Here is a 25,417-nt window from a genome sequence, read left to right as displayed (position 1 = left end):
GAATAAAAAAACGCAGCCTTGAAAGAGGCTGCGTTTTTTTCGAAAGGGCGATCGCTTAAACCCCGATCACCCCGCCATCATCCTTCGTAATAAAAATCGTCGCTGATCTCGGACGCGCCGTGTTCGCACTGTTCGTCTGGCTCTCCGGCCAGTGGCTCGTCAGCTTCGACGCCGTCCCGCCTTCGCCCGGATGCTGGATGTTCACCATCAGCGTCTTGTTGTCCGGCGTCATCGCGATGCCGGTCAGCTCGCATTCCTTCGGCCCGACCAGGAAGCGCCGCAGGTTCTGCTCGCCCGGATTCGCGCCCTTGAACGTCTGCGTACCGCCGCCCGCCGTGGCCGCGCCGCCGTCACCGACTTGACCCGGCGTCGCCGCGAGCAGCATGCAGTTCGTCGTCGACGTGTATGCGCCGTCGTCGGTTTCGATCCACAGCACGCCGCGCGAGTCGAACCACAGGCCGTCGGGGCTCGAGAAGTCGTTGTTGTCCGTGAGCGCCGAGAGGTTGTACCCCGGCTCTTGCGCTGAAGGCGAGCCGAACAGATACACGTCCCACTGGAACTGCGTCGCATCGGCGCGCGAGTTCGCCTCGCGCCAGCGCACGATGTGGCCGTTCACGTTGCCCGGACGCGGATTCGCGGCATCGGTCGCGCCTTGCGGACGCACGGCGGCCGTGCCGTTCGTCAGCGTCACGTAGACCTCGCCGTTCGCCGGATGCACGGCCGTCCACTCCGGCCGGTCCATCTTCGTCGCGCCGACGAGATCAGCCGCGAGTCGCGTGTCGATGAGGATGTCGGCGTCGCTGGCGAAGGCGGCGAGCGCCGCGTTCGACTTGGCCAGCGCGATCCAGTTGCCGGTGCCGTCGGCGTTGAATTTCGCGACGTAAAGCGTGCCTTCGTTCAGATACTTCGCGCCGGCCGCGAGCCCTTTGTCGGCGGCGGAATACGGCGCCTTGGACACAAACTTGTAGATGTATTCGTTGCGGCTGTCGTCGCCCATGTAGAAGACGAGCGGCTGGCCTTCGACCGGGTTCGCCGGCTGGCAGCCTTCGTGTCCGAAGCGGCCGAGCGCGGTGCGCTTGACGGGCGTCGAGGCCGGATCGAACGGATCGATCTCGACCACCCAGCCGAATGTATTCGCGACATTGCGATAGTCGGCGGAGGCGTCGGCGGCGGGTGTCGTCGAGGTGTCCCAGCGGCGGTACAGGTCGCCCGTCGGCGTGCTCCAGCCGTAGTTGCCTGACTGGCCGGCTTTCACGCCGTAGCGGTCGAGGCTCGCGGTGTCGGCGCGGGCGGCGTCGGTGGCGGCACGCTTGAAGTAGCCGGCCCAGTTTTCTTCGCAGGTCAGGTACGTGCCCCACGGCGTGTAGCCGTTCGCGCAATTATTGACCGTGCCGCGCGTGGCGGTGCCGTCGGTCGAGTAGAGCGTCTTCATGCGCGCCGATCCTGCCGCCGGGCCTTCGATCGCGAAGCGGCTCGCGGCGGTCAGGCGCCGGTTGAGCGCGGAGCCGCGCACGTATTGCAACGCGTTGCCCGTCGGGCGCTTCAGTTCCAGCACCGTGACGCCGTGGCAGTTCACTTCCTTGTCGACTTCGGCTGCGGGGCGCGCCCCCGCGGCGGTCGTCGGGCCGGCCGGGTGCAGGTACGCCTGCGTGATGTTCTCGTGATTCAGGCACAGCACGCCGCGATCGGAACGCGACGCGGCGTAGGTGCCGTCGTCGGCGAGGCCGAAGAAGTGCATGCCGTCGTGATGGTCGCCTGCGCGGCGGTCGTAGGATTCGGCCGTCTCGGAACCGTTGCCGGACCAGCTCGCGTCGCCGAACTGCTGCGGATCGCCAAGCGCGTACAGCACGCCGACGCTATAGCCCGCCGGGACCTTCACGATGTCGTCGAGGCTGTGGCCCACGGCGGCGAAATTGAGCGTCGCCTTGGTGACGGGCGGCGGGGTCGGCGTGCTGTTGTCGTTGTCGTCGGAATTGCCACCGCATGCGGTGAGCGGGAGTGCGCCGAAAAGCGCCGCAGCCGTCGCAGACAAACCGCCCAGCACCGTCTGCCGGCGCGTCAGGCGCGCTTGCAGGATGTCGGTGAAGTGCGAGTTCGCGCTGGGGTTGTCGTCGTCAGGTTCGGTGTAGGTCTCGGGCTTGTGGGCGTAGCGGTTCTTGCTCATTGTGGGTTTTTCCGAGGAGGTGAAAGACCGACAATGTAAGGATCTTGTATGCCAGTTTTATTACAGCGTGCCTTCTCGTCGGATTACGCCGGTGAAAGCGCGTAAAAAAAAGACCTCGCTCGGCGATGGCTTTGAAGTCATTCCTCGAACGGGACGCGACCAGAAACGATAGGGGCGGCCGGCTCTTCAGGAACCCCTGACAGACTCGACTCGACCTACTTCGGCAGCAGGAACGTGAGAATGACGCGGCCGCCCCAGCCGTGCGGGCCGCTGTCCGGACTCGCCGCCCAGTAGCGCAGCCCCCCGCCGATACTCACCGGCTGCTTGCCGAACTTCACGAGCCTGGAGGCGAAGGCGTTGATCGGCGTCGACCACTGGTCGTGCTTCCAGTCATAGGTCGATTCGGTGTTGAGGCCGAAGGTCCAGAGGTCCTTCGTCGTGTAGCTGACGAACGGCTGCAGGAACGTCGAGCTGATGCCGGGCCGGCTGCCTTCGCCCGCGAACGACCAGATGTGATTCGCGAGCATGCCGTAGGTCCAGCCATTTGCCTGGATCAGGGCGACCGCCGTCGGGCCGGCGCCCCATTTGCGCTGGGACAAGAGCGGATCGGTGCCGCTCGGCAACAGGAAGGCCGGGCCGACGCCCCAGATCAGCCCGTTCGCCGTCGGCGTGGTCGGCGAGAAGAAGACGCTCTGCAAAACGTCGCCGACGCCCGTCTGCGAGCCGGAGTTCGGCGCGATGTCGTTTTGCGAGACGATCGGCACGATGGTCCGCGAGATGACGTTCCAGTCGGCGTTGATCTGCATCGGGACGACGGGCTGGAAGTTCACGTAGAACTTGTCGCCGTCGCGATTCGGGCCGATGTTGGTGTCGTAGTTGAACTGGAACGGCACCTGGATCAGCGCGGCGATCGGGTTGCTTAACTGCTTGGCGAGTTCGGCATCGCTTTGGGCTGCGCTGGCGTGGGCGGTAGCGAAGAGGGCCGTCGCGGCGAGTAGGAGGTGTTTCATGAGGTGTCTCGCGTGGTTGTCTTTGAGCCGCGTCATGCTAAAGGCTAGCCCGCGCGCCCCTCCGCTCGCACTACAGAATATGACGTCACGTCCAATCGGATAAGCACGAACAGCGAAACGCAAACCGCGCGCGCGCGATTCAAACGCAAAAAAAAAGGCGCTGCGGCTTTCGCCGCAGCGCCTTGCAAAAACGGCGACGTCTTACTTCGCTTCGCTCGCCGTCCCATCGAAGTCATGCCCTGCGTTTCGAATCTCGCGACGCGCATCGCGTTCCTCGCGCACGCCGTTGAAGATCACGTTCAGCACCACCGCCGTCACCGACGCCAGCAGAATCCCGCTGTGCAGAATCGGTTCGAGCGCGTGCGGCAGTTGCGAGAAGAACTTCGGCGCGACGACCGGCACCATCCCGAGCGCGATACTCACCGCGACGATGAACAGGTTGTGATGATTCTTCACGAAATCGACCTTCGACAGCACCTTGATGCCGTTCGCCGCCACCATCCCGAACATCACGATGCCCGCGCCGCCGAGCACGAACGGCGGCACCGATGCCACCACCTGCGCCATCTTCGGAAAGAGGCCGAGCAGCACGAGGATCACGCCGCCCGTCGCGCAGACGAAACGGCTCTTCACGCCCGTCACGCCGATCAACCCGACGTTCTGAGAGAACGACGTATGCGGAAACGAGTTGAAGACGCCGCCGATCAGCGTGCCGAGCCCGTCGACACGCAGTCCGCGCACGAGCGCCTTCTGGTCGACCGGGCGCTCCACCAGATCACCGACCGCGAGGAACATGCCGGTCGATTCGATGAAGGTGACGAACATGACGATGATCATCGTCGCGATCGAGAGCGGGTCGAAGTGCGGCAGCCCGAAGTGGAACGGCAGCACGATGCCGACCCACGGCGCATGCGCCACGCCGTCCATGTTGACGAGGCCGAGGACCGCCGCGATCGCGAAGCCCGCGACCATGCCGAGCAGCACCGAGATGTTCGCGACGAAGCCGCGCAGGAATTTGTTGATCAAGAGGATCAGCATCAGCACGACGAACGACAGCAGCAGGTACACGGGATTGCCGTAGTCCGGGTTACCGACGCCGCCCGCCGCCCAGTTGATGCCGACGCCCATCAGCGACAGGCCGATCACCGCGATCACGGTGCCGGTCACGATCGGCGGAAAGAACCGCAGCAGCTTGCCGATCATCGGCGCGAGCACGATGCCGACGACCCCCGCCGCGATGGTCGAGCCGAACACGTCGAGGATGCCGAGGCTCGGGTTCGTGCCGATCGCGACCATCGGGCCGACGGCGGCGAACGTGCAGCCCATGATGACCGGCAGGCGAATGCCGAAGATCCAGAGGCCGAGCGTCTGGATGAGCGTCGCGATGCCGCACGAGAAGAGATCGGCGCTGATGAGGAACGCGATCTGGTCCTTCGGCAGGTTCATCGCGGCGCCGAGGATCAGCGGGACGGCGACCGCGCCCGCGTACATCACGAGGACGTGCTGGATGCCCAGGGTGAGCAATTGTCCGGTGGGTAGCCGCTCGTCGCAGGGATGTACGGTGGTTGATGCCATGTCGTGTCTCCTTCTATTCATTCCGATTGTGTGGCCTCAAAGGTAAGCGGCTTAAATAGGCGCAACAAGACTGCGGGGCGCTATACGTCGCGTTCGCGGGGCGATATGCCGGATGTGGCTTTCGGGAGGCTTCGATCCGCTGCGCGCCTTGCTGGAAGGGCCGTGGCGCACATCGCGTGATTTTTGTCGCGCGGCATGAGGCCACGATCCTGCGTGCGTCGTTATGATGTTTATCCGCGCGACGACATAGTCCTTTTTCGATCATTCGTGCGGCGATGGCGGGTTTACCCGCTGTAATTCGTGTTTTCCCTTACCTTTTTCCGGCGGCCCTTCCCATGCGATTTCTCGGCATCGATCTCGGTACGGCTTCGCTGAAACTCGCCATCGTCGATGAGGACGGACGCGAGGTCGCGTTCTCGAACGCGGCTTATCCGGTGGCGACCGATCATCCCGGCTGGGCCGAAACATCCGTCGATGCATGGTGGAGCGCGCTTGTCGCGGCGGCATCGAAATTGCCGTCGAACGAACGCGAAGCGGTGCGCGGGATCGGCTTTTCCGGGCAGATGCACGGCGTCGTGCTGACGGATGAAGAAGGCCGTGCGCTGCGTCCCGCGATGCTGTGGCCCGACACGCGCGCTCGCGATCTGCTCGACGCATGGCCGTCGCCGCAAAAGAATCCCGTCGCGCCCGGCATGGCGGGGCCGCTCTTGCGCTGGATCGCGCTGAACGAAGCGGCGCTCGCGGCACGCGCGCGCTGGGCGCTGCAGCCGAAGGACTGGCTGCGCACGAAGCTGGGCGGCGAGATCGCGACCGATCCGTCCGATGCCTGCGCGACCGCGCTCGCCGATCCGTCCGGCCTCTGGGACGACGCGCTGATCGAACGGCTCGGCTTGCCGCGCGCGTGGTTCGCGCAGCTCGCGCCATCGTATGCGGCGGCAGGGACGCTGTCTCCGGACGCGGCGGACGCGCTCGGGCTGAAGGCGGGCATCGTGATGGCGGTCGGCGCGGGCGATACGCCGTGCGCCGCGCTCGGCAGCGGCCTCATCGCCGATGGCGACGCGCTCCTCACGACCGGCACCGGCGGCCAGATTCTCGTGATGGCGCACGATGCGCCGGCATCGGTGGAAGGCTTGCACGCGTATCGCGCGGCGACCGACGAGTGGTATCGCATGGCGGCGATGCAGAACGTCGGCGTGGCGCTCGAAGCCGTGCGCGGCTGGCTCGCGTTCGATGCGTGGCCGCGCGCCTATGAGGAAGCGTTCGCGGCGCAATCGTCGGAACGCGTGACGTTCCTGCCGTATCTGAGCGGCGAGCGCTCGCCGTGGATGAACCCGTCGGCGCGCGGCGGCTGGCTCGGGCTCGGTCTCGGCGACACGCGCGGCACGCTGATGCGCGCGGCGTTCGAAGGCGTCGCGTTTTCGCTGCGCGCCGGACTCGATGCGATCCGAGCGAGCGGCGGCAATATCGGCACGATGCGTCTCGCGGGCGGCGGCTCGATCGATCCGCGGTGGCGGCAATTGCTCGCCGATGCGCTCAAGGTGGAACTGCACGCCGTCGATTGCCCGAACGCCGCGACGCGCGGCGCGGCGCTCCTCGGCGGTTTTGCGCTCGGTCACTGGCACGCGGGCGATCTCGCCTCGCTCGCGCCGACGGCCACGCTCGCCGCCACGCCGCGCCCCGATGCCGCACTCGACGAACGGCCCGCGCGCTTCATCGATCTGTACGGCCGCGTGCACGACTGGTTCTAACGCAATTTTTGACGAACGCTTACACTTGTCGGCCGCGTCCTGAGGGCGCGGCGTCTGTGACAAACCCCTCGACCATGCCCATGCCCGCCATCGAATCCTCTACGCCCACGACACCTGCAAAACCCGATTTCCGCTCGCGCGAATTCCTGCTGGACCACGCGCTGCGCACGATGACGTTCTATCACCCGTACTGCATGGACCCGGCGGGCGGCTTCTACCACTTCTACAAGAACGACGGGTCTGTCTACGACCGCAAGACGCGGCATCTCGTATCGAGCACGCGCTTTATCTTCACCTACGCGATGGCGTACAAGCACTTCGGCCTCGACGAGTATCGCGGTGGCGTCGCGCACGGCCTCGCGTACCTGCGCGATTTTCACCGCAATCCCGCGACGGGCGGCTACGCGTGGACGCTGAACGGCCGCGACGTCACCGATGGCACGAATCATTGCTACGGCCTCGCGTTCGTCGTGCTGGCGTATGCGAAGGCGCTGGAAGCGGGCTTCGAGGAAGCGCGCGGCTATCTGGAAGAGACGTGGGACCTGCTGGAAACGCGCTTCTGGGACGCCGAACACGGCCTCTATAAAGACGAAGCGACCGCCGACTGGCAGGTGTCCGACTATCGCGGACAGAACGCGAACATGCACGCGTGCGAGGCGCTGCTCGCCGCCTATGAAGCCACGCACGACACACGCTATCTCGATCGCGCCGCGCTCCTTGCCGACAACATGGTGAACCGCCAGGCATCGCTCGCGGGCGGGCTCGTGTGGGAGCACTACAAGCCGGACTGGTCGATCGACTGGGAATACAACAAGGGCGATCGCAGCAACATCTTTCGTCCGTGGGGCTTTCAGCCGGGGCATCAGACGGAGTGGGCAAAGCTCTTGCTTATCCTGGACCGGCATCGCCCGGAACCGTGGCATCTGACCCGCGCGCGGGAACTGTTCGACCGTGCGCTGGAACTGTCATGGGACGACGAGCACGGCGGCATGGTCTACGGCTTCGACCCCGAAGGCCGCTTCTACGACGAAGACAAGTACTTCTGGGTGCAGGCCGAATCGCTGGCGACAGCCGCGCTGCTGGCCGACCGCATGTCGAAAGAAGGCGACGAAGCCGCTGCGCAACGCTACTGGAACGATTACGAGCGGCTTTGGGCCTATAGCTGGGTGCATTTCGTCGATCACAAGTACGGTGCGTGGTATCGCATTTTGTCGCGCGACAACCGCCAGTACAGCGACGAGAAAAGCCCGGCTGGCAAAGTCGACTATCACACGATGGGCGCGTGCTACGAAGTGTTGAGCGTCGCGCGCTGAACGGAACACTCTGTCACGAATACGAGGAACGCAACGATGAAAACCAAAGCCGCCATCGCATGGGAAGCAGGCAAGCCGCTGACGATCGAAGAGGTCGATCTCGAAGGGCCGCGCGCCGGCGAGGTGCTGATCGAGGTGAAGGCGACGGGCATCTGCCACACCGATTACTACACGCTCTCGGGCGCTGATCCCGAGGGGATTTTCCCGGCGATCCTCGGGCACGAAGGCGCGGGCGTGATCGTCGACGTGGGGCCGGGCGTCGGCACGCTGAAGAAGGGCGATCACGTCATTCCGCTCTATACGCCGGAGTGCCGCCAGTGCAAGTTCTGCCTGTCGCGCAAGACGAACCTCTGTCAGGCGATCCGCTCGACGCAAGGCCGCGGCCTCATGCCCGATGCAACCTCGCGCTTTTCGCTCGACGGCAAGCCGCTCTTTCACTACATGGGCACGTCGACGTTTTCGAACTACATCGTCGTTCCCGAGATCGCGGTCGCGAAAGTGCGTGAGGACGCGCCGTTCGACAAGATCTGCTACATCGGCTGCGGCGTGACGACGGGCGTCGGCGCGGTCGTGTATTCGGCGAAGGTCGAGGCGGGTGCGAACGTGGTCGTGTTCGGGCTCGGCGGCATTGGGCTCAACGTGATTCAGGGCGCGAAGATGGTCGGCGCGGACAAGATCATCGGCGTCGATATCAATCCGGGGCGCGTCGAACTCGCGAAGAAGTTCGGCATGACGCACTTCATCAACCCGAAGGAAGTGGAGAACGTCGTCGACCACATCGTGCAACTCACCGATGGGGGCGCCGACTATTCGTTCGAATGCGTCGGCAACGTGAAGCTGATGCGCCAGGCGCTCGAATGCACGCACAAGGGCTGGGGGCAGTCGTTCATCATCGGTGTGGCGGCGGCGGGCGAGGAAATCTCGACGCGGCCGTTTCAGCTCGTCACGGGCCGCGAGTGGAAAGGCTCGGCGTTCGGCGGCGCGCGCGGACGCACCGACGTGCCGAAGATCGTCGACTGGTACATGGAAGGCAAGATCAACATCGACGATCTCATCACGCACCATCTGCCGCTCGAACGCATCAACGAAGGCTTCGATCTGATGAAGAAGGGCGAGTCGATCCGCTCGGTCGTGCTGTACTAACGGAGACTGCGACGATGCTTGAACTCGTGGAAGAACATCGCTCGTGGGGCGGCGTGCAGCGGACCTATCGGCACGATTCGAAGTCGATCGGTCTGCCGATGCGCTTTTCGGTGTTTCTGCCGGAAGAGGCATCGTCGGGGAAAGTGCCGGCGCTGTTCTATCTGGCTGGCTTGACCTGCACCGAAGAGACGTTCGCGATCAAGGCCGGTGCACAGCGCTACGCCGCGGAGCACGGCATCGCGCTGATCTCGCCCGATACAAGTCCGCGCGGCGCGAACGTGCCGGACGAAAGCGCCGCGTGGGACTTCGGCGTGGGCGCAGGCTTTTACGTCGATGCGACGCGGGAACCGTGGTCGAAGCACTATCGGATGTATTCGTACGTGACGCAGGACTTGCGCGAAGCGGTGCTTGCGGAGCTGCCGGTGAACGGCGACCGGCTCGGCATCTTCGGGCATTCGATGGGCGGTCACGGCGCGCTCGTGCTCGCGCTGCGCAATCCGGAGGTGTATCGATCGGTGTCGGCGTTCGCGCCGATTGCCGCGCCTTCGCGCTGTCCGTGGGGCGTGAAGGCGTTCTCAGGCTATCTCGGCGACGACCGCGAAGCGTGGAGGCAGTACGACGCGAGCGAACTGGTGAAGAGCGCTTCGGCGGGGCGTTTTGCTGAGGGCATCCTGATCGATCAGGGACTCGCCGATCAGTTTCTCGCCGAGCAGCTTTTTCCCGAGGTGTTCGAAGCGGCCGCCGCTGAAGCCGGGCAGAAGTTGACGCTGCGCCGGCACGAAGGCTACGACCACGGGTACTACTTCATTTCGACCTTCGTCGGCGAGCACATCGCGCATCACGCGCGGGTCTTGTGCGCCTAGTGCAGTGCGTCACAAGTAATGCAACTTAATGACGATTTGTGAGTCTCCATTTGCATGGAGGGAGAACTCATGAGAATCGCGGCGAAAGTTGAGTTAAGCGAAGCACAGCGCAAACAGTTAGAGACGTGGGCTACTGGCCGAACGATTCCGGTTCGACTGGCCGAGCGCGCCAAGATGATTTTGCTCGCAGCACAGGGCAAGACAGACAAAGAGATCGGTGCAGACCTTGCTATCTGGCGAGGCACGGTGGCGCGCTGGCGTGGTCGCTTTATCGCTGACGGGGTGACGGGGATCGAACGGGATGAGACTCGACCCGGGCGCAAGCCGAAGATCTCCGCGCGCAAGGTCAAGACCGTCGTGGCGCTGACGACGCAGCAGCGTCCGGATAACGCCACGCATTGGAGCACACGCAGCATGGCGGCGGTGGCCGGTGTAAGTGCGGCGAGCGTGCGGCGCATCTGGCAAGCGCACGGCCTTAAGCCGCATCGGTTAGAGAGCTTCAAGGTATCAAACGACAAGCACTTCGCCGAGAAACTCGAGGACATCGTCGGGCTGTATCTCGATCCCCCGGAGCACGCCTTGGTCTTGTGCTGCGATGAGAAGTGCCAGATCCAGGCGCTTGACCGGACCCAGCCCGGATTGCCGCTGAAGCGAGGTCGCGGTCAAACGATGACGCACGATTACAAGCGCAATGGTGTAACCACACTGTTTGCCGCGATGAACACGCTCGATGGCAGTGTCATTGGCCAGTGCCAGGCAAAACATCGTCACCAGGAGTGGCTGAGCTTCTTGCGCCAGATCGATTGCAATACGCCTAAGAACAAAGAGCTGCATTTGATCGCTGACAACTATGCAACCCATAAGCACCCGGAGGTGCAGGCGTGGCTCGCCAAGCACCCGCGGTTCCACATGCATTTCACGCCCACCAGTGCCTCTTGGCTCAACATGGTTGAACGCTTCTTTCGTGACTTGTCAGAGAACCAGTTGCGACGTGCGGCGTTCCACTCGGTACCCGAATTGATCGGCACGATCGAACAGTACGTGCAGAAGCACAATCGTCATCCGAAACCGTTCATCTGGACAGCAAAGGCTTCCGACATCCTCGCGAAAGTGACGCGTGCCAGGGCCAAGCTGAATAAGATGCAATCCGTTTGACGCAGACCACTAGCAGACGCTCACCGGCGCGTCACCAGACTCCCGCCATAGACCAGCGCCGCGAGCATCGTGATCCAGAAGCTCGTCGGCCAGTCGGTGTAGTAGGCGAGCGTGAGTCCCGCCCACGCTTGCCCCAACGCGAACACGGCGGCGAGCAGGAGCCCGGTCCAGAGCCGCGTCGTCACGTTCTGCGCGGCCGCGGCCGGTCCGACCATCAGCGCGAACACGAGCAGCACGCCGACGATCTGCGTGCACGCCGCCACCGCGAGCGCCGTGATCGACAGGAACAGCACCGACACGAAACGCAGCGACACGCCCTTCGCTTCTGCCAATTCAGGCTGCAGCGAAGCGAACAGCAGCGGCCGCATGATCGCCGCGAGCGCGACGAGGCTCACAACCGCGAGCCCCGCCAGCACGGCGAGCGTCTCGTGGCTCACGCCGAGCACGTTGCCGAAAAGAAGGGCGGTGGCCTGCGTCGCGTAGGCGGTGAAGAAGTGCAGGAACAGCAGCCCGAGACCCAACGACAGCGACAAGATCACGCCGATCGCGACATCGCGTCCCGACAGCTTTTCGCCGAGCGCGCCCATGCCGACGCCCGCCGCGAGCGTGAAGCCGACCATGCCCCAGAGCGGCGACACGCCGACCAGCACCGCGCCCGTCGCGCCGGTAAAGCCGACGTGCGAGAGCGCGTGACCGGCGAAGGTCTGCCCGCGCAGCACGAGAAAGTACCCGACGATCCCCGCCAGCACCGCGACGATCCCCGACGCCGCGAACGCATTCACCATGAAGTCGTATTCAAACATGGGTGTGCTTTCCTTTGGCCTTGTGAGCGTGATCGTGTCCGTGGTCATGCCCGTGATCGTGCTCATGTTCATGCTCGTGGCCATCGTCGCCTTCTTCGTGCGCGTGATCGAGCTTGTCGATCTCGACGTCGCCTGACATCACGAAGATGCGGCCGTTCACGCGCATGACGTCGATCGGTGAGCCGTAGAGTTGCGAGAGCACCGGCTTAGTGATGACTTCATCGACGGTGCCGAGCGCCGCGCGCCCGTTGCCGAGATACAGCACGCGATCGAGCGAATTGAGGAGCGGGTTGAGCTCGTGCGCTGAAAACAGCACGGTGATGTTGAGCTCGCGCTGCACGCGCCGCACGAGATCGACCACGCCCGTCTGATGCCGCGGATCGAGGCTGATGAGCGGTTCGTCGAGCAGCAGTACCTTCGGGTTGCCGAGCAGGCACTGCGCAAGCAGAAGCCGCTGCCGCTCGCCGCCCGACAGCTCTGACAATGGCCGCGCCGCCAACGCATGAGCATCGACGAGATCGAGCACGCGATCGACGTCCGCGCGGATCGCGGCTCCCGCGTGCGGCACACCCCAGCGGTGACCATCGGCGGCCATCGTGACGAAATCGCGACCGCGCACACGCCGGCCCGCTAGGCCGCTGCGAATCTGCGGCATATACCCGATCGACGGATTGCCGCGCACGACCGCCTCGCCGCCCACGCGGATCGACCCGCCCGAGAGCGGCAAAAGCCCGAGCAGCGCGCGCATCAGCGTGGTCTTGCCCGCGCCGTTCGGCCCGAGCACGCCGATGAACTCGCCCGTGCGCACGGTGAAGCTCGCATGGTTGAGGATCGCGCGCCCCCCGAGTTCGAGCGTGACGTGCTCGACTTCGATCGCGTTGTCAGAAGCACCGCTCATCGTTGCCATCCTTGCAGCGCGCCGGACAGGGCGTCGAGCTGGGAAGTCATCCATTGCTGATAGGTCTTGCCGGCGGGCAGCGTCTCGGTGACGCTCACGCTCGGCACGCGCCAGTCCTTCGAGAGCTTGAGCATGCGCTTCGTGAGCGCTTCCGTCGCCTGGCTGTTGTAGATCAGCACGTGCACGCGGCGTTCGCGCAGGTCTTTTTCAAAGGCGGCGATATCGGCGGCGCTGGGTTCGGTCTCGTTCATCGCGGCGAGCTGGAAGCGCTGGTTGCGCATTTCGAAGCCGATCGCGTCCGCCATGTAGCCGAAGACCGGCTCGGTCGCGGTCACGGGCACGCCCTTGTAGTGCGAATTGAGCACGGCGACGCGGTTGTCGATCGTCTTCATCGACGCGAGGAAGGTCGAAAGACGCGCGTCGTAGTCGCTCTTGTGCGCCGGATCGGCCTCAACGAGATAGCGGCTCACGGCCTTCGCGACGACGGGCATCGTCGCCGGGTCGTACCAGAGATGCGGGTTGTCGCCGGACTTCTTGCCGACGAGTTGGGCGACAACGATCGTCGTGCGCTTCTCACCCTTCGATACCGCGAGCAGCTTGTCCATCCACGGATCGTAGTCGGCACCGTTGTAGACGACGAGCGCCGCGTGCTGCAACGCGCGCGCCGTCTTCGGGCTGGCTTCGAAGAGATGCGGGTCTTCGTCGGGATTGTTGAGGATGCTCGTCACCTGCACGCGGTCGCCGCCCAACTGCTTCACGACATCGGCGTAGAAGTTCTCTGCCGCGACCACGGCGATGCGTTGAGGTTGAGTTTGACTTTGCGCCACGACAACGCTGCACAAGCCGAGCAAAAGCGCGGCGGCCATCAGGATGTTCTTCATGTTCGTATCGACCGGATTGTTCTTGGGATCGTTGTCGGAAGGGTCAAGAGTCGCGTTGCTTGTGCTGGCACTCGCTGCACAGGCCGCTCAATTCGACGACCTGATGGCGTACCTCGAAGCCGTGCGCAGGTGCGCTCGCGGAGAGCGTGGAGGCGAGTTCGTCGCCGGGGATTTCGAGCGTCGCGCCGCATTCGTCGCAGATGAGGAACTGGCTTTCGTGCGGCTGGCCGACGTCGCAGCACGCGAAGAACGCGTTCTTCGAGGCGATCCGGTGCACGAAGCCGTTCTCGACGAGAAAGTCGAGCGCGCGATAGATCGTCGTGGGCGGCACGCGGCCGCCCCGATGCGGCTCCATCGCGTCGATCAGGTCGTAGGCGCCGATCGGCTTTTGCGCGCGGAGGACGAGTTCGTAGACCTGGCGCCTCAATGGCGTGAGCGCAATGCCGCGTTCGGCGGCGAGCGCTTCGGCGCGGGACAGCATGTGTTCGTATGACGCGGACATGGGTTCTCGCGGGTTTTCGTGATTCGGAAATTTACGAGATGATATAACGTATCACTGCCTTTTGCTCATCCGATTTCCAATCGACTGCACGCATTTCAATTCCCTTCGATTTCGCTGTCAACCGCGCCGGCAGGGGTTTTCCCGGAGTCGGGCCGCATGGCGCGGCGCAGCATCGAAAGATCGCAACGCGCCTTGACAGCGCTCGATGCGTCGCCGATCATTCGATCAAAGAGAGAGCAATTGTTCGCACGCAGAGCGTTCGCTCAGGGCGGCGAAGCGGAAAACGAACCCGGAGACAGCCTTGAAACTGCAAGACAAGGTAGCGATCATCACTGGCGCCGCGAGCGGCATCGGCGAGGCGGTAGCGAAGCGGTATCTCGACGAAGGCGCGAAAGTCGTCGTCGTCGACGTGAAGGACGAGGGCGAACTCGCACAGCGTTACACCGCGACCGCGGACCGTGTGCTGGCTCTGCGCGCAGACGTGACGAAGCGCGAAGACATCCAGCGCATCGCCGATTCGACGGTCGAGCGCTTCGGCGGTATCGACATCCTCTTGAACAACGCGGCGCTCTTCGACATGCGCCCGATCCTCGACGAATCCTGGGACGTCTACGACCGCCTTTACGCGGTCAACGTGAAGGGCATGTTCTTCCTGATGCAGGCGGTGGCACTTCGCATGGTCGAGCAGGGCCGCGGCGGCAAGATCATCAACATGGCGTCGCAGGCGGGCCGGCGCGGCGAGTCGCTTGTCTCGCACTATTGCGCGACGAAGGCCGCCGTCATCAGCTATACGCAGTCGGCGGCGCTCGCGCTCGCGAAGGAACGCATCAACGTGAACGGCATCGCGCCGGGCGTCGTCGATACGCCGATGTGGGAGCAGGTTGACGCACTCTTCGCGAAGTACGAGAACCGGCCGCTCGGCGAGAAGAAGCGGCTCGTGGGCGAGGAAGTGCCGCTCGGCCGCATGGGCCTGCCTGCTGACCTGACGGGCGCGGCGCTCTTCCTCGCATCGGTGGATTCGGATTACATCACCGCGCAGACATTGAATGTCGACGGTGGCAACTGGATGAGCTGAGCGCACGCTCAGGTCCGGTCACTTCACAACGGTCACTTAAATGCCATCGGGCGCCGTCTATATTGGATTGGCGCAGATATCGCAGGAAGCGCATCACACCAACAATCAGCAAGCCACGCAGCACGAGTGCCGTGCTCACGAAAAAGGAGACGAAACAACATGAAACGCGCCCCCCTCAACCTACGAGTCCAGCCCCTCCGCGCATCGGCTGCACGCACGCTCGCCCTTGCCGCGTTCTCCGCTGCCGCGCTTGCGCCGGTGGCATCGCACGCCGCCACCGTTACGATCGCCACGCTCAACAACCCGGACATGATCGAGCTGAAGAAGCTTTCGCCGGCGTTCGAGAAGGCGAATCCCGACATCCAGTTGAAATGGGTGATCCTGGAAGAGAACGTGCTGCGCCAGCGCGCGACGACCGACATCACGACCAACAGCGGCCAGTTCGACGTGATGGCGATCGGCACATATGAGGCGCCGCAGTGGGGCAAGCGCGGCTGGCTCATCCCGATGACGAACCTGCCCGCCGACTACGATCTCGAAGACGTCGTGAAGACCGCACGCGACGGCCTCTCCTACAACGGCCAGTTGTACGCGCTGCCGTTCTATGTCGAAAGCTCGATGACGTATTACCGCAAGGACCTTTTCCAGGCCGCGGGCCTCAAAATGCCCGACCAGCCGACCTACGACCAGATCAAGCAGTTCGCCGACAAGCTCACCGACAAGTCGAAAGGACAGTACGGCATCTGCCTGCGCGGCAAGGCGGGCTGGGGCGAGAACATGGCGTTCGTATCGACGGTCGTGAACACGTTCGGCGGCCGCTGGTTCGACGAGAACTGGAAGGCCCAGCTCGACACGCCCGAGTGGCACAAGGCGGTCGGCTTCTACGCGGACCTGCTGAAGAGCGACGGCCCTCCGGGAGCCAGCTCGAACGGCTTCAACGAGAACCTGACGCTGATGTCGTCGGGGAAATGCGCGATGTGGATCGACGCGACGGTCGCTGCCGGCATGCTCTACAACAAGTCGCAATCGCAGGTGGCCGACAAGATCGGCTTCGCGGCGGCGCCTGTCGCCGTGACGCCGAAGGGCTCGCACTGGCTGTGGTCGTGGTCGCTCGCGATCCCGAAGACGTCGAAGTCGCAGGACGCCGCGAAGAAGTTCGTCACGTGGGCGACGAGCAAGCAGTACATCGAGATGGTTGGCAAGGACGAAGGCTGGGCGTCGGTGCCGCCGGGCACGCGCAAATCGACCTACGCGCGCCCCGAGTACAAGCAGGCTGCACCGTTCGGCGACTTCGTGCTGAAGGCGATCGAATCCGCCGATCCGAACGATTCGTCGCTGAAGAAGGTGCCGTATAGCGGCATCCAGTTCGTCGGCATCCCCGAGTTCCAGTCGTTCGGCACAGTCGTCGGGCAGTCGATCGCGGGCGTGGTCGCCGGGCAGACCAACGTCGATGCCGCGCTCAAGGCCGGCAACGCCGCCGCCGATCGCGCGGTCAAGCAGGCGGGGTATCAGAAGTAAGGCAAGGATGCAGGCGCTGTAACCCATCGCAGTAAAGCGGGCCGCGCGGCTGGTGAACGCGGCGCGGCCCGCGCTTCAGAGAGGTGACACGATCATGAGTCAACTGAATCCCCCGCTGACCGAGCACTACGCCGAGTCCGCGGCGGAACGCGACAAGCGCCGCGCGAAGTCGGTCCGCTGGCTTATCAGTCCGTCGACCGGCCTGCTGTTCCTGTGGATGGCGATCCCGCTCGCGATGACGATCTGGTATTCGTTCTCGCGCTACAACCTGCTCAATCCCGATGTCAAGGGCTTCGCGGGCTTCGACAACTATCACTTCCTCGCTACTGATCCCGCGTTCGGCCCGTCCATCGGCCACACGCTGACGCTGATCGGCTCCGTGCTTGCGATCACGGTGATCGGCGGCGTGCTGCTCGCGGTGCTTTTTGACCGCAAGTTCATCGGGCAGGGCATCGCGCGGCTTCTGGTGATCGCGCCGTTCTTCGTGATGCCGACCGTTAGCGCGCTGATCTGGAAGAACATGATCCTGCATCCGGTCTACGGTCTGATTGCGCAGGGCATGCTCGCGCTCGGCATGCAGCCGATCGACTGGTTCGCCGAGTATCCGCTCTTCGCGGTGATCATGATCGTCGCGTGGCAGTGGCTGCCGTTCGCGTTCCTGATCCTCTTCACGGCGATTCAGTCGCTCGACCAGGAGCAGAAGGAAGCGGCGCGCATCGACGGCGCGGGTCCATTCGCAATGTTCTTCTTCATTACACTGCCGCATTTGAAACGCGCGATTGCGGTCGTGGTGATGATGGAAACCATTTTCCTGCTGTCGATCTTCGCTGAAATCTACACGACCACCGGCGGCGGCCCAGGCACGGCGACGACCAACCTGTCGTACCTGATCTACGCGCTCGGCCTGCAGCAATTCGACGTCGGCCTCGCGTCCGCTGGCGGCATTCTCGCGGTCGTGCTGGCGAACATCGTCGCGTTTTTCCTCGTGCGGATGCTCGCGAAAAACCTCAAAGGGGAGTACGACTCATGAGCCATCCCGTTACCGCAACCACGTCCGTGCCTGTCCTCGATACGGTCAAGCGCGTCCTGCCCGGCATCTTCGCGTGGTTCTTCGCGATCCTGCTGTTCTTCCCGATCTTCTGGATGACCATCACGGCGTTCAAGACCGAGCAGCAGGCCTATGCGTCGTCGCTCTTCTTCACGCCGACGCTCGACAGCTTCCGCGAGGTGTTCGCGCGCAGCAACTACTTCGGCTTCGCGTGGAATTCGATCCTGATCTCGCTCGGCGTCACCGTGATCTGCCTGTTGCTCGCGGTGCCGTGCGCCTACGCGATGGCCTTCTTCCCGACGAAGAAGACGCAGAAAGTGCTGCTGTGGATGCTCTCGACGAAGATGATGCCGTCGGTCGGCGTGCTGGTGCCGATCTACCTGCTGTGGAAGAACAGCGGCCTGCTCGACACCGTGACGGGCCTCATCATCGTCTACACGCTGATCAACTTGCCGATTGCCGTGTGGATGGCGTTCACGTACTTCAACGAAGTGCCGCGCGACATCCTGGAGGCGGGACGCATCGACGGCGCGTCGACCTGGCAGGAGATCGTCTACCTGCTGATGCCGATGGCGTTGCCGGGGCTCGCATCGACGGGTCTGCTGCTCGTGATCCTCTCGTGGAACGAGGCGTTCTGGAGCATCAATTTGTCGTCGTCGAACGCCGCGCCGCTGACGGTGTTCATCGCGTCCTATTCGAGTCCGGAGGGCTTGTTCTGGGCGAAGCTCTCGGCGGCGTCGCTGCTGGCGGTCGCGCCGATCCTGATCGTCGGCTGGCTGTCGCAGAAGCAGCTCGTGCGTGGCCTGACGTTCGGCGCGGTGAAGTGAGGCGATGCTTGTGAACCTCAACCTGAACCTCGCCTCGAGCCCGCCCGACGTCGCCGACCGCCTGATGATCTGCGACTGCGACGGCGTCCTGATCGACAGCGAAGCCGTCGCGGCGCGCGTGCTCATCGAGGAACTGCATGCGCTGTGGCCGGGCGTCGATGTCGAGCCGGTCGTGATGCCGCTGCTCGGCTTGCGGATCGAAGCGGTGCTTGGCAGCACGGCGGAAACCCTCAACCGCACCATCGATGCCGCGCAGATCGACTCGATCCGGCGCGCGGTCGAAGCGGCGGCGGTCCAGGCGCCGGCGGTCGCGGGCATCGCCGAGGCGCTCGCTGCGATTCCCGTGCGCAAGGCGTGCGCGAGCAACAGCTTCGCGCCATACGTCGAGACCGTGTTGAAGCGCACCGGCCTCGTGCGCTTCTTCGGCGAACGGCGCTTCACCGCCGACATGGTCGCGAACCCGAAGCCCGCGCCCGACGTGTACCTGGCGGCGGCGCGCACGCTGCGCGTGTCGGCGGAACACTGCCTCGTGGTCGAGGACAGCGTGACCGGCGTCACCGCGGCGAAGGCGGCGGGAATGGCGGTGCTCGGCTTCATCGGCGGCGGGCACGCGACGGAAGGGCAAATCGAAGCGCTGCGGCGCGTGGGCGCAAGCGTCGTCTTCGACGACATGACGCGGCTGCCCGCGCTCGTCGGCGAATGGCTGCAGAGCGCAACCTTTGAAATTCGTTAATGACTGGAAGGCCATCGGCCCGATCCAGCACCGGATGCACGGAGACACATCATGGCTAGCCTGACATTACGTGGCATCAACAAGCGTTACGAAGAAACCGAGGTGATGAAGAGCGTCAACCTCGACATCAACGACGGCGAGTTCGTCGTGTTCGTCGGGCCGAGCGGCTGCGGCAAGTCGACGCTGATGCGCATGATCGCGGGCCTCGAGGACATCAGCGCGGGCGACCTGATGATCGACGGCACGCGTGTGAACGAACTGCCGCCCGCCAAGCGCGGCATCGCGATGGTGTTCCAGTCGTACGCGCTCTATCCGCACATGACGCTCTACGACAACATGGCGTTCGGCCTGAAGCTCGCGGGCGAGAAAAAGCCCGCAATCGATGCCGCCGTCAAGCAGGCGGCGAAGATCCTCCACATCGATCACTTGCTGGACCGCAAGCCGAAGCAGTTGTCGGGTGGGCAGCGCCAGCGGGTGGCGATCGGGCGCGCGATTACGCGCAAGCCCAAGGTGTTTCTCTTCGACGAACCGCTCTCGAACCTCGACGCCGCGCTGCGCGTGAAGATGCGCCTCGAATTCGCGCGCCTGCACGACGAGCTCAAGACGACGATGATCTACGTGACGCACGATCAGGTCGAAGCGATGACGCTGGCGGACAAGATCGTCGTGCTGTCGGCGGGGAACGTCGAGCAGGTAGGCACGCCGAACCAGCTTTATCACGCGCCGGCGAACAAGTTCGTGGCGGGGTTCATCGGGTCGCCGAAGATGAACCTTTTGAACGGCACCGTTACGCAGGTGATGTCCGACGGTGTGCTCGTGAAGTACGCGACCGGCGAGACGCAACTCGTTGCTGTCGAGCCGGGGCCGGTGAAGGTCGGCGATGCGGTGACCGTCGGGATTCGGGGCGAGCATCTGCATGCGGGCACGGCGGCGACGATCGAGCACGGCGTGTCGAGCACGACGATGGCAGTCGAATCGCTCGGCGACGCGGCTTACCTGTACGCCGAGACGCCGGTTGCGCCGGATGGATTGATCGCGCGCATTCCGCCGCTGGAGCGGCACGCGCGCGGCGAGACGCTGAAGCTCGGCGCGACGCCTGAGCATTGCCATCTGTTCAACGCGGAAGGGCAGGCGTTCAAGCGGAAGATCATCGAGGTGTTGTCGGCGGCTTGAGCGCTGCCGCTGACGTTGCTACAGGCGCCCGTTAGTACTTCGCGCCGTAGCGCTTCAGCGCCTCGACGGCGCGCGCATTTCCTTGCGACTGCGCGACATTGACCGCGGTGGTGCCGCGAGGGTCGGTGAAATTCACATCGGCGCCGTGGGCCAGCAGTTCCGGCACGAAATCGATACGGCCGAACAGCACTGCGAAGACGATAGCCGTCGCACCTGACGCGTTCGCGTAGTTCAGGTCGCACGGCGATTCGAGCAGCGCTCGGGCGGCGTCGAGTTCACCCTGGAAGATGGCGCCCATCAGCGCGGTGTTGCCGCGGCTGTCGGCCACGCAGGCGTCGGCGCCATTTTTCAGGAGCAGCGCCACGGCATCGCGATGGCCGTGGTACGCGCTCAGCATGAGCGCGGTGTAACCGCCGCCGTTCTTGCCATCCAGTGGCTGACGGGCGTCGATCAATAGCTGAAGGATGTCGAGGCGTCCCATTCGGGCCGCGTCGAACCATTAAGCATCATAGGGCGAATTGCCTTGCGGCGCATCCGTGATCCCGGACGATACAGGCGTCCGTGCCGGCATGCCCGCAGCGTCCGCCTGCGCGGCATGCGCCGCGCAGGCGACGGCAAGCGCCGCGCCCGTGAACAGCGCGCGGCTCGCAGCCGCCGCGCGCTGCGCGCCCGTGAGTCGCCGCATGATGCGGCCATCGGCGGACGAGCGCTTCATGTCAGCCCTCGAGCTTGGCGGCGAGTTGCTTGACACGCGCCACGTCGGCATTCGCGTCTTTCGCCACACGCGATCCCAATTCCGGATCGGCCTTGTAGAGATACGACAACACGGCGTACAGGTTGTCCTGGTTGCGGACCCGCTTCAGGTCGCCCGCGAGGTTGCCGACGAGGTCCGACTGACCCGCCGCCGACAGCGACCGGTAACGCTCGCCTGCCTGCCGGAACTCCAGCTTCTTCTTGATCGCGCGCTGCTGCGTGGTGCCGGCGAGCGGCGTTTCGATCAGGCGATAGGCCGGGTCCTGCTTCAGGTCGGCGAGCGTCGTGGGATCGTAGTCGGTGCGGCCCGCGCGGTTGAGCGCACTGCCGCCACCGCCCTCGTTGTTGTTCGTCACGGGCACGCGCGGACGATTGATCGGCAGGTTGATGCCGTTCGCGCCGAGACGGTAGATCTGCGTGTCGGCGTACGAGAAGAGGCGGCCCTGCAACATGCGGTCTTCCGACGGCTCGATGCCCGGTACCAGATGCGAAGGCGCAAACGCGGACTGCTCCGTCGATTCGAAGAAGTTGGCCGGGACCTTGTTCAGCGTGAGCGTGCCGACCATGCGTTCGGGCACGTCCTTCCATTCCTTGGTAGCGTCGAGCGCGTCATAGTCGAAACGGTCGATCTGGTCCGGCTTCAGCACCTGGACCATCAGGTCCCACTGCGGGTTCTCGCCCTTGCCGAGCGCGCCATAGAGATCGTTCGTCAGGTAGTTCCAGTCCGTCGCGATCATTTGCGGGACCTGGTCCGGCGTCAGGTTCTCGATGCCCTGGCGGCTCTTCCAGTGAAACTTGACGTAGTGCACTTCGCCCTTCGCGTTGACCAGCTTGAACGCGTGATTTCCGAAGCCGTCCATCTTGCGGTACGAAACCGGCGTGCCGCGGTTCGAGTACAGCCAGGTCAGCATGGCGGTGCTTTCCGGCGCGTGCGCGAAGAAGTCGAACGTGCGGTTCGGATCCTGGACGTTCGTGACCGGATCGGGCTTTTGCGAGTGGATGAAATCGGGAAACTTGATTGCGTCGCGAATGAAGAAAATCGGGAAGTTGATGCCCACCAGATCCCAGTTGCCCTGCTCCGTGTAGAACTTCACCGCGAAGCCGCGCGGCTCGCGCAGCGTTTCCGGCGTACCCGAGGCGCCCGCGACCGTGGAAAAGCGCACGAACACCGGCGTGGTCTTGCCTGCGCGGAAAAGGTCGGCGCGCGTGATGTCGGAGAAGTCCGCGCTCGTCACGAACGAACCGAATGCATTCGTGCCGCGTGCGTGCACGACGCGCTCGGAAATGCGTTCGCGGTCGAAGCGCTGGAGCTTCTCGATCAGTTGGGAATCCTGCAGGAGAACGGGGCCGCTCGGGCCGGCCGTTTGTGAATTCTGATTGTCGCCGACTGGCGAGCCGTTGTCCCGCGTAATGGTGGCGGCGCTGAGCGAGCCACAGGCTGCTGCCGAGAAGGCAACCGCGCAGGCGAGTTGGGAGAGTTTTGTCCGCATCCTCATCATTTCGGAATCCTTATTATTGGGGATTAGGATGATTCCATCACACGAATGAGGATGTCTAATTAAGTAAGACTATTAAGGCGGGGGGTGGAGACTATTTCATTGAGATAGACCGCCGCGAGCAGGGCGGGGTCCATGCGCCGGAAGAGCATCCGGCGGCGAGAAATGGCTTTACGCTTCGAGCGCGGCCCGCGCGCACAACTCGTCGGTGACGAGGCCCGACAGCCACTTGCCCTTCAACGTCGCGATCAGCGCCTCGCGCTTCCTCTGCCCGCCGGCGAACCCGATCGTCGGGCGCTTCGGCGGCGCGTCGAGCCGCAAGCTCGTGACACGCGCCCCCGTCTCCGAATTCACGCTGGCGCCATCCGCATCGATCGGAAGCCCGAGCAGTTCGGCCACCGCGCCCGCCTGCATCAACTCCTCCACCTCGGCCGACGTAATGAACCCGTCCTCGTGCAGCGGACAGTTGATCCCCACGTTTCCGATCCCGACGAACGCGACATCGGCCTTCTGCGCGAGCGCATCGACGATGCGATACAGCCGGTGGTTGCACCACTGCGCGCGCTCGGCTTCGCTGTCGGCCATGAGCGGCGCGGGCAGCATGAAGTGCTTGCCGCCCGTTTTCTCGGAAAGATGCTGCGCGACGTCATATCGGTTCGACGACCCGTCGTGAGCGATCGCGCCGACCATCGAAACCAGCCGATGCTGCGGCCGCTCCAGTTGCCCGATCTGCGCGACGACGGCCTTGAGCGTGCGCCCGCTGCTGATCGACACGACGAGCGGCTTCTCGTCGACGAGAAAGCGCTCCATCACCTGCGCGCCCGCCACGGCCAGCTTGCGGTCGACCTGCTCGGTGGTATCTCCGTCGATGGGCACGACCTCGCACATCGACAGCCCGTAGCGCTTCGACAATTGCGCGGCCAGCGCCAGGCAATCGGCGATCCGGTGATCGACGCGCACGCGGATCAGGTTCTTCTCGACCGCGAACGCGACGAGCCGCTGGGCCACCGGCCGCGAGATCTGGAGTTTCTCGGCGATCTCGTTCTGGGTGTTGCCCGCGACGTAGTAAAGCCAGGCGGCTCGCGTGGCGAGATCGAGTTTTTCGTTGGACTTGGGCACGGTGGTGGTCGTTATCGTTGCGCTCGCTGTGCCGTAGCACGCGTTGTCTCGTTATTGTGCCTCTGTATTGCCGGTCGGCCGCCCTGAAATGGCGGCCATTTCCAAACTTGCCTACACTTGCCGCGTGCGTCAGGCGAGCCGGGGCCGCGCCGGATCGAAGAGCGGCCGCACGTGCTGATACAACTCGCGGAAGCCTTTCAGACGCTGGCGCAACAGTTCGTGACGCTCCTGATTCGGGATGAATTCGTCCTTGACAGGCGGTTTTGCGAGCACCGTCGCGGGATCGCCGCCGGCCGCGAGCCATCCGAGCCGCGCCGCGCCGAGCGCCGCGCCGGTTTCACCGCCGCCGTGCGTGCGCGTGGTCGTATCGAAAGCGTCGGCGAACATCTGGCCCCAGTATGCGCTTCGCGCGCCGCCGCCGAGCAGCGAGAGCGCGTGCGCCTCCGTGCCGCCCGAGCGCAGCGCGTCGAGGCCGTCGGTGAGCGCGAGCGTCACGCCTTCGAGCACCGAGTAGCCGAGCAGCGCGCGATCGGTCGCGTGCGTCATGCCGAAAAACACGCCTTGCGCGAACGGATCGTTGTGCGGCGTGCGCTCGCCGCTCAGATACGGCAGGAAGAGCGGGGCGATCGCGGTCGATTCGGGCTTGAGTTCGGCGACTTCGGCAAGCAGCGTCGGTTCGTCGGTGGAGGTGAGCTTGCAGACCCAGCGCAGGCAGCTCGCCGCCGACAGAATCACGCTCATCTGATGCCAGCGATCCGGAATCGCGTGGCAGAACGCATGCACCGCCGACGCCGGATTCGGCCGGAAGCGGTCGCCGACGACGCACAGCACGCCCGACGTCCCGAGCGACAAAAAGCCATCGCCCGGTTCGGTCGCGCCGATACCGATCGCGCTCGCCGCGTTGTCGCCGCCGCCCGCCGCGACGACCACGCCCTCTCGCAATCCCAGTTCGCGCGCGAGTTCGGGTCGAAGCGTGCCAGACGGCTCGCTGCCTTCGGCAAGCGCGGGCATCTGCGCGCGCGTCATGTCGCAGGCGGCGAGCAGTTCGTCGGACCAGTCGCGGCGCGCGACGTCCAGCCAGAGCGTGCCGGCCGCATCGGACGGATCGGAGACCTTGGTGCCCGTCAGATGCAGCCGCAGATAATCCTTCGGCAGCAGCACGCACGCGGTCTGTTTGAAGATCTCGGGCTCGTTGTGCGCGACCCAGAGCAGCTTCGGCGCGGTGAAGCCCGGCATCGCCAGATTCCCGGCGATGCGATGCAACTCCGGCGCGCGTTCGGTGAGTTCGGCGCATTCCTTGTCGCTGCGCATGTCGTTCCAGAGGATCGCGGGGCGCAGCACGCGGTCGCTCGAATCGAGGAGCACGGCGCCGTGCATCTGCCCGGAGAGGCCGATGCCGCGCACTTGCGCGAACTCGTCGGGGAATTTGGCGCGCAGCGCGAAGAGCGCGGTGCGCGTGCCTTCCCACCAGTCGAGCGGATTCTGTTCCGCCCAGCGCGGCTTCGGCCGCGAGACGGTGAACGGCGTGCCCGCCGTGCCGATGACGCTGCCGTCGCTTGCGAGCAGCAGGACTTTTACTTCGGATGTGCCGAGGTCGATACCCAGATACATGAACGAACC

The 25,417-nt window shown here is 64.5% G+C and carries 23 protein-coding genes; 11 read left to right on the top strand and 12 right to left on the bottom strand.

Features of this window, described 5'->3' with window-relative positions; all coding sequences use genetic code 11:
• Positions 1-55 precede the first annotated feature (55 nt).
• The 3 genes from AWB67_RS02260 to AWB67_RS02250 form a co-directional block, all read right to left on the bottom strand.
• Positions 56-2,164, bottom strand: coding sequence for a PhoX family protein (locus tag AWB67_RS02260; protein ID WP_087654619.1), 2,109 nt, complete (start codon positions 2,162-2,164; stop codon positions 56-58).
• A 215-nt stretch (positions 2,165-2,379) separates the two neighbouring features.
• Positions 2,380-3,174 carry a hypothetical protein gene (locus tag AWB67_RS02255; RefSeq protein WP_087654618.1) on the bottom strand — a complete coding sequence of 265 codons (795 nt, stop codon included), beginning with the start codon at positions 3,172-3,174 and terminating at the stop codon, positions 2,380-2,382.
• A gap of 201 nt (positions 3,175-3,375) precedes the next feature.
• Complete coding sequence (locus tag AWB67_RS02250; protein WP_087654617.1) at positions 3,376-4,749, bottom strand: nucleobase:cation symporter-2 family protein; 1,374 nt, start codon at positions 4,747-4,749, stop codon at positions 3,376-3,378.
• 335 nt (positions 4,750-5,084) lie between these two features.
• Here AWB67_RS02250 and AWB67_RS02245 point away from each other — a divergent pair, with 335 nt between their 5' ends.
• The 5 genes from AWB67_RS02245 to AWB67_RS02225 all read left to right on the top strand — a co-directional run bounded on the left by AWB67_RS02245 (position 5,085) and on the right by AWB67_RS02225 (position 10,971).
• Positions 5,085-6,497 carry a xylulokinase gene (locus tag AWB67_RS02245; protein ID WP_087654616.1) on the top strand — a complete coding sequence of 471 codons (1,413 nt, stop codon included), beginning with the start codon at positions 5,085-5,087 and terminating at the stop codon, positions 6,495-6,497.
• Between the two features lie 80 nt (positions 6,498-6,577).
• Positions 6,578-7,810, top strand: a complete 1,233-nt coding sequence (locus AWB67_RS02240) for an AGE family epimerase/isomerase (protein WP_087654615.1) — start codon at positions 6,578-6,580, stop codon at positions 7,808-7,810.
• Positions 7,811-7,846: 36 nt separating this feature from the next.
• The gene (locus AWB67_RS02235) at positions 7,847-8,953 is read left to right on the top strand and encodes an S-(hydroxymethyl)glutathione dehydrogenase/class III alcohol dehydrogenase (protein ID WP_087654614.1); all 1,107 of its coding nucleotides are present in this window, start codon (positions 7,847-7,849) and stop codon (positions 8,951-8,953) included.
• A gap of 14 nt (positions 8,954-8,967) precedes the next feature.
• Positions 8,968-9,816, top strand: a complete 849-nt coding sequence (gene fghA, locus AWB67_RS02230; protein ID WP_087654613.1) for an S-formylglutathione hydrolase — start codon at positions 8,968-8,970, stop codon at positions 9,814-9,816.
• 69 nt (positions 9,817-9,885) lie between these two features.
• Positions 9,886-10,971, top strand: coding sequence for an IS630 family transposase (locus tag AWB67_RS02225; RefSeq protein ID WP_087654612.1), 1,086 nt, complete (start codon positions 9,886-9,888; stop codon positions 10,969-10,971).
• A 20-nt stretch (positions 10,972-10,991) separates the two neighbouring features.
• Here AWB67_RS02225 and AWB67_RS02220 read toward each other — a convergent pair whose 3' ends face one another.
• The 4 genes from AWB67_RS02220 to AWB67_RS02205 are packed head-to-tail and all read right to left on the bottom strand — an operon-like array spanning position 10,992 to position 14,055.
• Entirely contained in the window at positions 10,992-11,774 is a 783-nt protein-coding gene (locus AWB67_RS02220; protein ID WP_087654611.1) for a metal ABC transporter permease, read from the bottom strand.
• Positions 11,767-12,681 carry a metal ABC transporter ATP-binding protein gene (locus AWB67_RS02215; RefSeq protein WP_200822152.1) on the bottom strand — a complete coding sequence of 305 codons (915 nt, stop codon included), beginning with the start codon at positions 12,679-12,681 and terminating at the stop codon, positions 11,767-11,769. Before AWB67_RS02215 ends, AWB67_RS02220 begins: the two co-directional genes overlap by 8 nt.
• Entirely contained in the window at positions 12,669-13,553 is an 885-nt protein-coding gene (locus AWB67_RS02210) for a metal ABC transporter solute-binding protein (protein WP_087654609.1), read from the bottom strand. Before AWB67_RS02210 ends, AWB67_RS02215 begins: the two co-directional genes overlap by 13 nt.
• 43 nt (positions 13,554-13,596) lie before the next feature.
• A complete protein-coding gene (locus AWB67_RS02205) occupies positions 13,597-14,055 on the bottom strand; it encodes a Fur family transcriptional regulator (RefSeq protein WP_087654608.1) in 459 nt (152 codons plus the stop codon).
• A gap of 301 nt (positions 14,056-14,356) precedes the next feature.
• Between AWB67_RS02205 and AWB67_RS02200 the strand changes: the two genes are divergently transcribed.
• The 6 genes from AWB67_RS02200 (at position 14,357) to AWB67_RS02175 (ending at position 20,429) form a co-directional block, all read left to right on the top strand.
• The gene (locus AWB67_RS02200) at positions 14,357-15,130 is read left to right on the top strand and encodes an L-iditol 2-dehydrogenase (protein WP_087654607.1); all 774 of its coding nucleotides are present in this window, start codon (positions 14,357-14,359) and stop codon (positions 15,128-15,130) included.
• 159 nt (positions 15,131-15,289) lie between these two features.
• On the top strand, positions 15,290-16,648 hold the full coding sequence (locus AWB67_RS02195) for an ABC transporter substrate-binding protein (protein ID WP_087654606.1): 1,359 nt from the start codon (positions 15,290-15,292) through the stop codon (positions 16,646-16,648).
• A 94-nt stretch (positions 16,649-16,742) separates the two neighbouring features.
• Positions 16,743-17,678: a carbohydrate ABC transporter permease gene (locus tag AWB67_RS02190; protein WP_087654605.1), complete on the top strand. Its 936-nt coding sequence runs from the start codon at positions 16,743-16,745 to the stop codon at positions 17,676-17,678.
• On the top strand, positions 17,675-18,523 hold the full coding sequence (locus AWB67_RS02185; RefSeq protein WP_087654604.1) for a carbohydrate ABC transporter permease: 849 nt from the start codon (positions 17,675-17,677) through the stop codon (positions 18,521-18,523). The genes AWB67_RS02190 and AWB67_RS02185 overlap by 4 nt, the downstream gene beginning before the upstream one ends.
• A gap of 64 nt (positions 18,524-18,587) precedes the next feature.
• Positions 18,588-19,256 (top strand): HAD family hydrolase, encoded by a 669-nt coding sequence (locus tag AWB67_RS02180; RefSeq protein WP_087654805.1) that lies wholly within the window; start codon positions 18,588-18,590, stop codon positions 19,254-19,256.
• A gap of 51 nt (positions 19,257-19,307) precedes the next feature.
• A complete protein-coding gene (locus tag AWB67_RS02175; RefSeq protein ID WP_087654603.1) occupies positions 19,308-20,429 on the top strand; it encodes an ABC transporter ATP-binding protein in 1,122 nt (373 codons plus the stop codon).
• 31 nt (positions 20,430-20,460) lie between these two features.
• Here AWB67_RS02175 and AWB67_RS02170 read toward each other — a convergent pair whose 3' ends face one another.
• The 5 genes from AWB67_RS02170 to xylB form a co-directional block, all read right to left on the bottom strand.
• Positions 20,461-20,910 carry an ankyrin repeat domain-containing protein gene (locus tag AWB67_RS02170; protein WP_087654602.1) on the bottom strand — a complete coding sequence of 150 codons (450 nt, stop codon included), beginning with the start codon at positions 20,908-20,910 and terminating at the stop codon, positions 20,461-20,463.
• Between the two features lie 18 nt (positions 20,911-20,928).
• Positions 20,929-21,144, bottom strand: a complete 216-nt coding sequence (locus tag AWB67_RS02165) for a hypothetical protein (RefSeq protein WP_087654601.1) — start codon at positions 21,142-21,144, stop codon at positions 20,929-20,931.
• 1 nt (position 21,145) lies between these two features.
• Positions 21,146-22,678 (bottom strand): catalase, encoded by a 1,533-nt coding sequence (locus tag AWB67_RS02160; protein WP_087654804.1) that lies wholly within the window; start codon positions 22,676-22,678, stop codon positions 21,146-21,148.
• A 171-nt stretch (positions 22,679-22,849) separates the two neighbouring features.
• Complete coding sequence (locus tag AWB67_RS02155; RefSeq protein ID WP_087654600.1) at positions 22,850-23,797, bottom strand: sugar-binding transcriptional regulator; 948 nt, start codon at positions 23,795-23,797, stop codon at positions 22,850-22,852.
• Positions 23,798-23,926: 129 nt separating this feature from the next.
• A complete protein-coding gene (xylB, locus tag AWB67_RS02150) occupies positions 23,927-25,408 on the bottom strand; it encodes a xylulokinase (RefSeq protein ID WP_087654803.1) in 1,482 nt (493 codons plus the stop codon).
• Positions 25,409-25,417: the final 9 nt, after the last annotated feature.

The sequence above is a fragment of the Caballeronia terrestris genome (genome assembly GCF_001544515.1).
Classification (GTDB): domain Bacteria; phylum Pseudomonadota; class Gammaproteobacteria; order Burkholderiales; family Burkholderiaceae; genus Caballeronia; species Caballeronia terrestris.
The sequence above is the reverse complement of the archived record's forward strand: the minus strand, read 5'-3'. Positions and strand labels throughout refer to the sequence as shown.

What these genes read in the sequence shown, in the direction of transcription:
- AWB67_RS02220 (WP_087654611.1), bottom strand. Translation starts at nt 11,774, where the DNA reads ATGTTTGAATACGACTTCATGGTGAATGCGTTCGCGGCGTCGGGGATC.
- AWB67_RS02255 (WP_087654618.1), bottom strand. Translation starts at nt 3,174, where the DNA reads ATGAAACACCTCCTACTCGCCGCGACGGCCCTCTTCGCTACCGCCCAC.
- AWB67_RS02180 (WP_087654805.1), top strand. Translation starts at nt 18,588, where the DNA reads ATGATCTGCGACTGCGACGGCGTCCTGATCGACAGCGAAGCCGTCGCG.
- AWB67_RS02240 (WP_087654615.1), top strand. Translation starts at nt 6,578, where the DNA reads ATGCCCGCCATCGAATCCTCTACGCCCACGACACCTGCAAAACCCGAT.
- AWB67_RS02260 (WP_087654619.1), bottom strand. Translation starts at nt 2,164, where the DNA reads ATGAGCAAGAACCGCTACGCCCACAAGCCCGAGACCTACACCGAACCT.
- AWB67_RS02205 (WP_087654608.1), bottom strand. Translation starts at nt 14,055, where the DNA reads ATGTCCGCGTCATACGAACACATGCTGTCCCGCGCCGAAGCGCTCGCC.
- AWB67_RS02250 (WP_087654617.1), bottom strand. Translation starts at nt 4,749, where the DNA reads ATGGCATCAACCACCGTACATCCCTGCGACGAGCGGCTACCCACCGGA.
- xylB (WP_087654803.1), bottom strand. Translation starts at nt 25,408, where the DNA reads ATGTATCTGGGTATCGACCTCGGCACATCCGAAGTAAAAGTCCTGCTG.
- AWB67_RS02245 (WP_087654616.1), top strand. Translation starts at nt 5,085, where the DNA reads ATGCGATTTCTCGGCATCGATCTCGGTACGGCTTCGCTGAAACTCGCC.
- AWB67_RS02185 (WP_087654604.1), top strand. Translation starts at nt 17,675, where the DNA reads ATGAGCCATCCCGTTACCGCAACCACGTCCGTGCCTGTCCTCGATACG.
- AWB67_RS02160 (WP_087654804.1), bottom strand. Translation starts at nt 22,678, where the DNA reads ATGAGGATGCGGACAAAACTCTCCCAACTCGCCTGCGCGGTTGCCTTC.
- AWB67_RS02210 (WP_087654609.1), bottom strand. Translation starts at nt 13,553, where the DNA reads ATGAAGAACATCCTGATGGCCGCCGCGCTTTTGCTCGGCTTGTGCAGC.
- AWB67_RS02225 (WP_087654612.1), top strand. Translation starts at nt 9,886, where the DNA reads ATGAGAATCGCGGCGAAAGTTGAGTTAAGCGAAGCACAGCGCAAACAG.
- AWB67_RS02215 (WP_200822152.1), bottom strand. Translation starts at nt 12,681, where the DNA reads ATGGCAACGATGAGCGGTGCTTCTGACAACGCGATCGAAGTCGAGCAC.
- fghA (WP_087654613.1), top strand. Translation starts at nt 8,968, where the DNA reads ATGCTTGAACTCGTGGAAGAACATCGCTCGTGGGGCGGCGTGCAGCGG.
- AWB67_RS02235 (WP_087654614.1), top strand. Translation starts at nt 7,847, where the DNA reads ATGAAAACCAAAGCCGCCATCGCATGGGAAGCAGGCAAGCCGCTGACG.
- AWB67_RS02175 (WP_087654603.1), top strand. Translation starts at nt 19,308, where the DNA reads ATGGCTAGCCTGACATTACGTGGCATCAACAAGCGTTACGAAGAAACC.
- AWB67_RS02170 (WP_087654602.1), bottom strand. Translation starts at nt 20,910, where the DNA reads ATGGGACGCCTCGACATCCTTCAGCTATTGATCGACGCCCGTCAGCCA.
- AWB67_RS02165 (WP_087654601.1), bottom strand. Translation starts at nt 21,144, where the DNA reads ATGAAGCGCTCGTCCGCCGATGGCCGCATCATGCGGCGACTCACGGGC.
- AWB67_RS02190 (WP_087654605.1), top strand. Translation starts at nt 16,743, where the DNA reads ATGAGTCAACTGAATCCCCCGCTGACCGAGCACTACGCCGAGTCCGCG.
- AWB67_RS02195 (WP_087654606.1), top strand. Translation starts at nt 15,290, where the DNA reads ATGAAACGCGCCCCCCTCAACCTACGAGTCCAGCCCCTCCGCGCATCG.